Here is a 7495-nt window from a genome sequence, read left to right as displayed (position 1 = left end):
CCGCGCGAGCAGAATTTACAACAAAAAGGGAAAAGAAAAGCTGTTTCATTGCCCATGCGAGTAACATTTACATCGAAAAGGGGAAAGAAAAGGCGATTCATTGCCAGTGCGAGCGGAATTTACAACAAAAAGGGAAAAGAAAAGCTGTTTCATTGCCCATGCGAGTAACATTTACATCGAAAAGGGGAAAGAAAAGGCGTTTCATTGCCAGTGCGAGCAGAATTTACAACAAAAAGGGAAAAGAAAAGCTGTTTCATTGCCCATGCGAGTAATATTTACATCGAAAAGGGGAAAGAAAAGGCGTTTCAATGCCCGCGCGAGCAACATTTACATCGAAAAGGGAAAAGAAACGCCACTGCATTGCCCATAGGAGCTTATTTTCCTCTTCCAAGGGAAAAGCACCCCACCACCTCACCACCGGAAGACCCCTTTTTTCATCTCAAATTCAATCCAGCACGAAATCAACCGAAATAATCGACAATTTTCGCAAAAAACCTTGACGAAAAAGTGAAAACTGTGTAATATAATAAACGTCAGTTAATTAAAGCGTTCAAGCAATAAATGCGGGTGTAGTTTACTGGTAAAACCTCAGCCTTCCAAGCTGATGTAGTGGGTTCGATTCCCATCACCCGCTCCAAATTGTGACTAACGTAGTGTATCGTTTCATAGAAAAACGATGCGTTGCGTTTTTTTATTTGCCTAAAAAAAGAATGCTCTATCAGCATCCTAAAATGCGATAAGAAGCATCCCCGCCATGTACTTGAATAAACATATTCATTAACGACTCCGTAAGCTTTTGGGCATTCTCTAAATCAGTTGATGGCCGTAAATAGACGATTTGCAGTGCACATTTGCTATCCTCAGTTACCGGAGTCCGATCCGAGTCCACAAAAGGGCTGCCAAAGGCTCCCAGCTGGTCCGATGATACAATTAAATTCCCTAAAGAATTCATTCTACCATTTAACCCACGGTACTCTTCCCCCTCAGCGCCAAGATGAATTGTCACAGATCCATTCAATTTATCCCTATCATAAATCCCAATTGGCACCTGGTATTGCAGCGAAAAGAAATTATTAAGATCAATCGCACTTTGAACAGATGTAAGATAATTTTGCTTTTGAACTCTTCGGTACAATGCCTCTGCAGAGGGACGATAACGGTTCGGGTCCTTTCCCGTCATTTTAAATACACTCCGCCATTCTTGAATTCCGGGTAAATCCGTCACATTTTTATTTTCCAGTTCAAAATAAATCGATTCTTGAAAAAGCTGAAGACGGCCTTTCACCATTTGCGGGGAAACTCCGACAGTGATATTCTCGTATTCAATGACACCAACTTTAAAATTGGGGATTTTTTCAATCAGATCAGATGACAATAGAATTTCCAAGCTTTTTAACCTCCAAAATTTATTAAAAATAGTTTATCATAATAAGGTGTGAAATGAATAATTAATCACTTGTAATATAGTTAGACACTGCTTGAAAGAAGGCTTTAAATGTGAACGCTAAACAACTGAAAGAAGAACTAATCGTATATAGTAAGGAAATTGGCATTGATAAAATTGGCTTTACCACGGCTGCCCCTTTTACTGAACTAAAAAATAGATTAATACGCCAACAAGAGCTTGGCTTCCAATCTGGCTTTGAAGAACCGGATATTGAAAAACGCATCAATCCGTCGCTGCTCCTTGAAGAACCCCGCTCGATTATTTCGATAGCCCTTGCCTACCCATCCAAAATGAAAATTCGGCTGGTGAGTAAGAGGGGCGAGCGAAGAGGGATTTTTTCAAGAGCTTCCTGGGGAATGGATTATCACCATATCTTACGTGATCGACTGAAAAAACTGGAAGAATTTATCCTTGAAAAGGTGCCGGCTGCTCGCCTTAAATCGATAGTCGACACAGGAGAACTTTCCGACCGTGCTGTCGCCCAGAGGGCAGGAATTGGCTGGAGCGGAAAAAACTGTGCTGTGATCACACCTGAATTTGGCTCGTATGTATACTTAGGAGAAATGATTACCAGTATTCCCTTTGAACCGGATAACCCAATTGAAGACCAGTGCGGAACGTGTACAAAATGCCTTGAAGCCTGTCCTACCGGTGCATTGGTCCAGGGGGGGCAAATCAATGCTCAGCGGTGTATTTCATTTTTAACGCAAACAAAGGGTCTTATTCCGGATGAATTCAGGGAGAAGATTGGGAATCGGGTGTATGGCTGTGATTCCTGCCAAACAGCCTGTCCGGCAAATAAAGGAAGAGATTTTCATTTTCATGAAGAAATGGAACCGAATTCAGAAATTGAAAAACCATTATTAACCCCGATATTAAAAATGAGTAATCGTGAATTTAAAAATAAATTCGGGCATTTGGCTGGTTCTTGGCGTGGGAAAAAGCCAATCCAGCGCAATGCAATGATAGCCCTTGCCCATTTTAAAGATGAAACGGCTGTTCCCGATTTAGTTGAGGTTTTGCAAAATGAACAAAGTCCGGTAATGAAAGGAACAGCTGCATGGGCACTTGGTAAAATTGGCGGTGAAAGGGCATTTGCTGCTCTTGAGGAGGCCAAGAAAAACGAAACAGATGGAGAAGTCCAGCAGGAAATAGAAAAAGGATTACGATTCATAAATAGGTAAAAAGGGCGGATCACAGGTTGATTCCGTCTTTTTTTGATTGAATTTCATTCTCCCCACATATGTATGAATGGAAAGGAGTGGAGAGAGATGCAGGAATCACTTCAAGAATTGTTTGAAAAAAGAATTCATCAATTTATTTCGAATACGAGGGAACAGAAAAATTTGTATCCAAAGGCGGAAAAAAAATTGGCCTCTTTGTCCAAAAGGTCTGCAGAAATCGTGAAAGTAAAGGCTGCCGGAAATATAATAGAAAAAATAGAAAAGGGGAACGACGAAACCGTTCATTATGTTGCCCACTTTCAATATCTTATTAAGCAAAAAGGTGCGCTTTATTTAGAAGAGGAGACGGAAATGAGGCTCGCTAAGCTCTATAAAGGAGAAGTGATTTCAGATGAAGAAATCGCTCCTGTACAAAATGGTGGAAATCACCCGGATATTCCTATCGAAACAGATGATTTAGTGGTTCGTGCAAGCTATCAATATGACCGCCTAAGGGCTGTACAGTATGCGGAACGTTGGTGGAATAGCTATAATCCTGCTTATAAAAAATTTGAAAATAATTGTACTAATTATATTTCACAATGTCTTCGTGCCGGGGGAGCACCGATGCGGGGGTATCCCAACCGTGGAAACGGCTGGTGGTTGCAAAATAATAATTGGAGCTATAGCTGGGCGATAGCGAATTCCCTAAGATTATTCTTGGCGAACTCAAAGGGTGGTTTAAGAGCAAGAGAGGTCAGCAGTCCTGCCCAATTATTGTTAGGAGATGTAATCTGCTACGATTTTGAAGGGGATGGCCGGTTTAATCATAATACGATGGTGACCGGAAAAGATGCTTATGGAATGCCTTTAGTAAATGCCAATACCTACAATAGTCGAATGAGGTATTGGGCTTACGAAGATTCATCTGCCTACACACCACATATAAAATATAAGTTCTTTTCGATTCTGGACTGATTTCTTGTCTGGAAACAACATAGTGGTATAATTGCAGGTAGAGATTTTTATTTGAGGTGAAATTCATGTCAAACCACGTAGTATTATACCAGCCACAAATTCCTTCTAATACAGGAAATATCGCTCGTACATGCGCTGCGACAGATACCACTTTACATTTAATCCGTCCATTAGGGTTTTCAACAGAAGATAAGATGTTGAAGCGGGCAGGCTTGGATTATTGGGAGTTCGTAAACATCGCTTATTATGATTCAATAGATGAATTTTTTGAAAAGAATGCAGGCGGTGAATTTTTTTATTTAACAAAATTTGGTGAAATCCCACATAGCTCTTTTGACTATAGTGATTTGAACAAGGATTATTATTTTATTTTTGGACGGGAAACGACTGGTCTTCCTAAAGATGTCATTGCAAATAATAAGGATCGGTCGTTAAGGATTCCAATGAATCAAAATGTCCGTTCCTTAAATTTGTCCAATACAGCTGCAATTCTTGTTTATGAAGCACTAAGACAACAAAACTACCCTAACCTGCTTGATAAAGGACCTGCTTTGGGTCAATAAAAAAGGCTGCCAATTGGGCGCCTCAGGCTGTCGAAAAGCATTCGATAGCCTTTTATTTCATTTAATAATTCACCGCGATAATTTACAATAATAACGTTAATATATAGGCTGTACAACAAGTCTGTTGATTTCCGCTCCAGGCGCTTCGCTTTCCGCGGGTGTGCCGGGGAGCCTCCTCGGCGCTTTGGCGCCTGCGGGGTCTCCCCTGCCCCATACTCCCGCAGGAGTCTTCGCGCCTTCCGCTTCAATCAACAGGTATACTCAATAAAGTCCTTCAGTATTATTGTGAGGGTTATAAAAGAATATAAGTCTGATTCAAAGAAGTGTGGGAATTGCCCATTACTTTCCCTATGTACCTCTCAAAAAATAAAGTAAAAGTCGTAACACGGCAAACCACTTTTCTTTTCCCTTTTAATAGTAATACCAGCTCGATTGGGCAATGTATGGGAAGAGCAAGGAAAAAGTAAGGTCCAATCGCTTATCTAAATCGGGAAAAATGCTTTATAAATTGAGAAAGGGAAAAATTGAGCGAAGTTTCACAGACTAAAAAATAGCTGCACGGGTTTCGCTACTGCCTGTTACGGGGATTGAAGAATGCAAGTGAACAGGCTCTCCTTACTGAAGCCTGTCATAATATAAAGAAGATTGCAACACACTTAGCAAGGTTTTAAAAAGTGTGTTGCAATACTTTAGGTTGATTTGCCACCCTGTTGATTGGAGCGGAGGGCACTCGACTCCTGCGGGATAGAGAGATCACTGGAGACCCCACAGGCGCAAGCGCCGAGGAGGCTCCAGGAGCTCCCCGCGGAAAGCGAGTGACCGGAGCGGAAATCAACAAGCCCTTTGCAGGGGTAATCATTGGTATTTAGATTTCCAAAATAAAAAATTGCCGAGAAAAAAACTTTCTCGACAATCTGAGGCTGCCACGTTTGGTAGCCTTTTAAATTATTTATTTGTGCCTGGTTTATCATTATAACCTGAGGTGAAGATGGCAGTTAAGAATGTGATCATGACTAAAATGACGATAAATGTATTCACTATGTAAACCCTCCTACAAATTTTTTCGTTAACTTTCGCATATAGTTTTATTATAGCCTATCTTTAAAAAATGAAAAGGGCTGTAACAAAAAAGATAGGTACTTAATGTCTTGGTTACGCATGTTCAAGTTCATACGCGCATAGAGTATATTAATCGTCTCTGATCAAGCTACAGGGGGAGGGCCTTATGGATATTTTAAAAAAAATCGAGATGTTTCGTGAAGAAGAAGAGAAGCTGCGTTGGGAAGGAACTTTTGCCGATTATTTAGAGTTATTGAAGATGAAGCCATTGGTTGCACAGTCTGCACATTCTCGAGTTTATAATATGATTAAGGACGCGGGGATTGAAGAAGAAAAAGGGACGAAGAAATACAAATTCTTTAGTAATCAATTATTCGGGTTAGAAGAAGCGCTTGAACGGCTTGTGGAAGAATACTTTCATCCGGCCGCAAAAAGGCTGGATGTCAGAAAACGTATCTTATTGTTAATGGGACCAGTCAGTGGCGGTAAATCTACATTAGTGACGATGCTGAAACGTGGTTTAGAGAGTTATTCACGTAGCGATCGAGGGTCTGTCTTTGCCATAAAAGGCTGCCCAATGCATGAAGATCCATTGCATTTAATTCCACATCATTTACGGAATGAATTTCATGAAGAATACGGAATTCGCATTGAAGGGAACCTATCACCATTAAACATGATGCGCCTTGAACAGGAATATGGCGGAAGAATTGAAGATGTACAGGTCGAAAGAATCTTTTTCTCAGAAGATAAACGAACCGGGATTGGAACCTTTAGCCCATCCGATCCAAAGTCACAGGATATTGCTGATTTAACAGGAAGTATTGATTTCTCGACGATTGCAGAGTTTGGTTCGGAATCGGACCCAAGAGCCTACCGTTTTGACGGGGAGCTCAACAAAGCAAACCGCGGGATGATGGAATTCCAAGAGATGTTAAAATGTGATGAAAAGTTCTTATGGCACCTGCTTTCATTAACCCAAGAAGGAAACTTCAAAGCGGGAAGATTTGCGTTAATCAGTGCAGATGAACTGATTGTCGCCCATACGAATGAAACGGAATATCGTTCATTTATTTCCAATAAAAAGAATGAAGCTCTTCATTCCAGGATTATTGTAATGCCAATCCCATACAACCTTAAAGTGTCACAGGAAGAAAGAATTTATGAAAAAATGATTCGTGAAAGTGATGTTTCGGATGTTCATATTGCGCCGCATACATTAAGGGTTGCAGCAATGTTCACTATTCTTACCCGTCTAAAAGAGCCAAAAAAGGGCGATATCGATTTAGTGAAGAAAATGCGTTTGTATGATGGTGAAAATGTTGAAGGCTTTAATACAGCTGATATCGAGGAGCTTAAGAAAGAGTACCAGGATGAAGGAATGAGCGGTATTGATCCGCGTTATGTAATTAACCGAATTTCCTCTACAATTATTCGTAAAGAAGTGCCTTCTATCAATGCTTTAGATGTATTAAGGTCGTTAAAGGATGGGTTAGACCAGCATCCATCCATCACAGCGGAACTGCGCGAACGCTATATGAACTATATTTCATTGGCCCGGAAAGAATATGATAATATTGCTAAAAATGAAGTCCAAAAAGCATTTGTGTACTCATATGAGGAGTCAGCTAAGACGCTTATGGACAATTATTTGGATAATGTTGAAGCCTATTGCAATAAAGCGAAGCTTCGGGATCCTTTAACAGGTGAAGAAATTAATCCAGATGAAAAACTAATGCGTTCCATTGAAGAACAGATTGGTATATCCGAAAATGCAAAAAAAGCGTTCAGAGAAGAAATTTTAATCCGAATTTCCGCCTTTGCAAGAAAAGGCAAGCGGTTTGATTATAATTCACATGACCGCCTTCGTGAAGCCATCCAGAAGAAGCTGTTTGCGGATCTTAAGGATGTTGTGAAAATTACGACATCATCGAAAACACCTGATGAACAGCAGTTGAAAAAGATCAATGATGTTGTGGCACGGCTTATTGATGAGCATGGTTATAATTCAACCTCAGCAAACGAATTATTACGTTATGTAGGAAGCTTATTAAATCGCTAACGGCTATAAGACTGGCAGAAGAAATTTTGCCAGTCTTTTTCTATCAAAAAATCTTGTCCAATTTCATAGGCAAAACACCAATTGTCAAAATTATTTGTAAATTATTTGCTGTTTCTGCATAGGATAAAGTAATCAATATTTCATTTGTATTTTTACATTCGAGTTATAGTATGTGGTAGAAAAAAATGTGTGCAAAGGATTTTCAAAATTTAATAGGGAGGGG

General features: G+C 40.1%; 7 protein-coding genes, 1 tRNA gene and 1 pseudogene. 7 read left to right on the top strand and 2 right to left on the bottom strand.

Annotated features, from left to right (window positions below):
• Together J2Y67_RS20145 and J2Y67_RS20140 are read left to right on the top strand one after the other, a co-directional pair.
• Window positions 1–272, top strand: a 272-nt coding sequence (locus J2Y67_RS20145; protein ID WP_310176912.1) for a hypothetical protein, incomplete at its 5' end; no start/stop codon positions are given.
• 291 nt (window positions 273–563) lie between these two features.
• Window positions 564–637 (top strand) — tRNA-Gly (locus tag J2Y67_RS20140).
• An 81-nt stretch (window positions 638–718) separates the two neighbouring features.
• Here J2Y67_RS20140 and J2Y67_RS20135 read toward each other — a convergent pair.
• Window positions 719–1387, bottom strand: coding sequence for a B3/B4 domain-containing protein (locus J2Y67_RS20135; protein ID WP_310176910.1), 669 nt, complete (start codon window positions 1385–1387; stop codon window positions 719–721).
• Window positions 1388–1497: 110 nt separating this feature from the next.
• On the opposite strand from J2Y67_RS20135, the gene queG reads away from it, so the two are divergent.
• The 3 genes from queG to trmL all read left to right on the top strand — a co-directional run bounded on the left by queG (window position 1498) and on the right by trmL (window position 4151).
• Window positions 1498–2631, top strand: a complete 1134-nt coding sequence (queG, locus tag J2Y67_RS20130) for a tRNA epoxyqueuosine(34) reductase QueG (RefSeq protein WP_310176908.1) — start codon at window positions 1498–1500, stop codon at window positions 2629–2631.
• Between the two features lie 87 nt (window positions 2632–2718).
• Window positions 2719–3588, top strand: coding sequence for an amidase domain-containing protein (locus J2Y67_RS20125; RefSeq protein ID WP_310176906.1), 870 nt, complete (start codon window positions 2719–2721; stop codon window positions 3586–3588).
• A gap of 65 nt (window positions 3589–3653) precedes the next feature.
• A complete protein-coding gene (trmL, locus tag J2Y67_RS20120) occupies window positions 3654–4151 on the top strand; it encodes a tRNA (uridine(34)/cytosine(34)/5-carboxymethylaminomethyluridine(34)-2'-O)-methyltransferase TrmL (RefSeq protein WP_310176905.1) in 498 nt (165 codons plus the stop codon).
• Here the strand turns inward: trmL and J2Y67_RS20115 are convergent.
• Window positions 4145–4399 (bottom strand): hypothetical protein, encoded by a 255-nt coding sequence (locus tag J2Y67_RS20115; protein WP_310176902.1) that lies wholly within the window; start codon window positions 4397–4399, stop codon window positions 4145–4147. The genes trmL and J2Y67_RS20115 overlap by 7 nt on opposite strands.
• Before the next feature lie 49 nt (window positions 4400–4448).
• Between J2Y67_RS20115 and J2Y67_RS20110 the strand changes: the two are divergent.
• Together J2Y67_RS20110 and J2Y67_RS20105 are read left to right on the top strand one after the other, a co-directional pair.
• Window positions 4449–4822 (top strand): annotated as a pseudogene (locus tag J2Y67_RS20110) (transposase); the annotation flags it as partial.
• 554 nt (window positions 4823–5376) lie between these two features.
• Window positions 5377–7272 (top strand): PrkA family serine protein kinase, encoded by a 1896-nt coding sequence (locus tag J2Y67_RS20105; RefSeq protein WP_310176900.1) that lies wholly within the window; start codon window positions 5377–5379, stop codon window positions 7270–7272.
• Window positions 7273–7495 lie beyond the last annotated feature (223 nt).

It is taken from the genome of Neobacillus niacini (genome assembly GCF_031456445.1).
Taxonomy (GTDB): domain Bacteria; phylum Bacillota; class Bacilli; order Bacillales; family Cytobacillaceae; genus Neobacillus; species Neobacillus niacini_I.
Note: the sequence above shows the minus strand (reverse complement) of the source record. Positions and strands in the feature narration are given on the sequence as shown.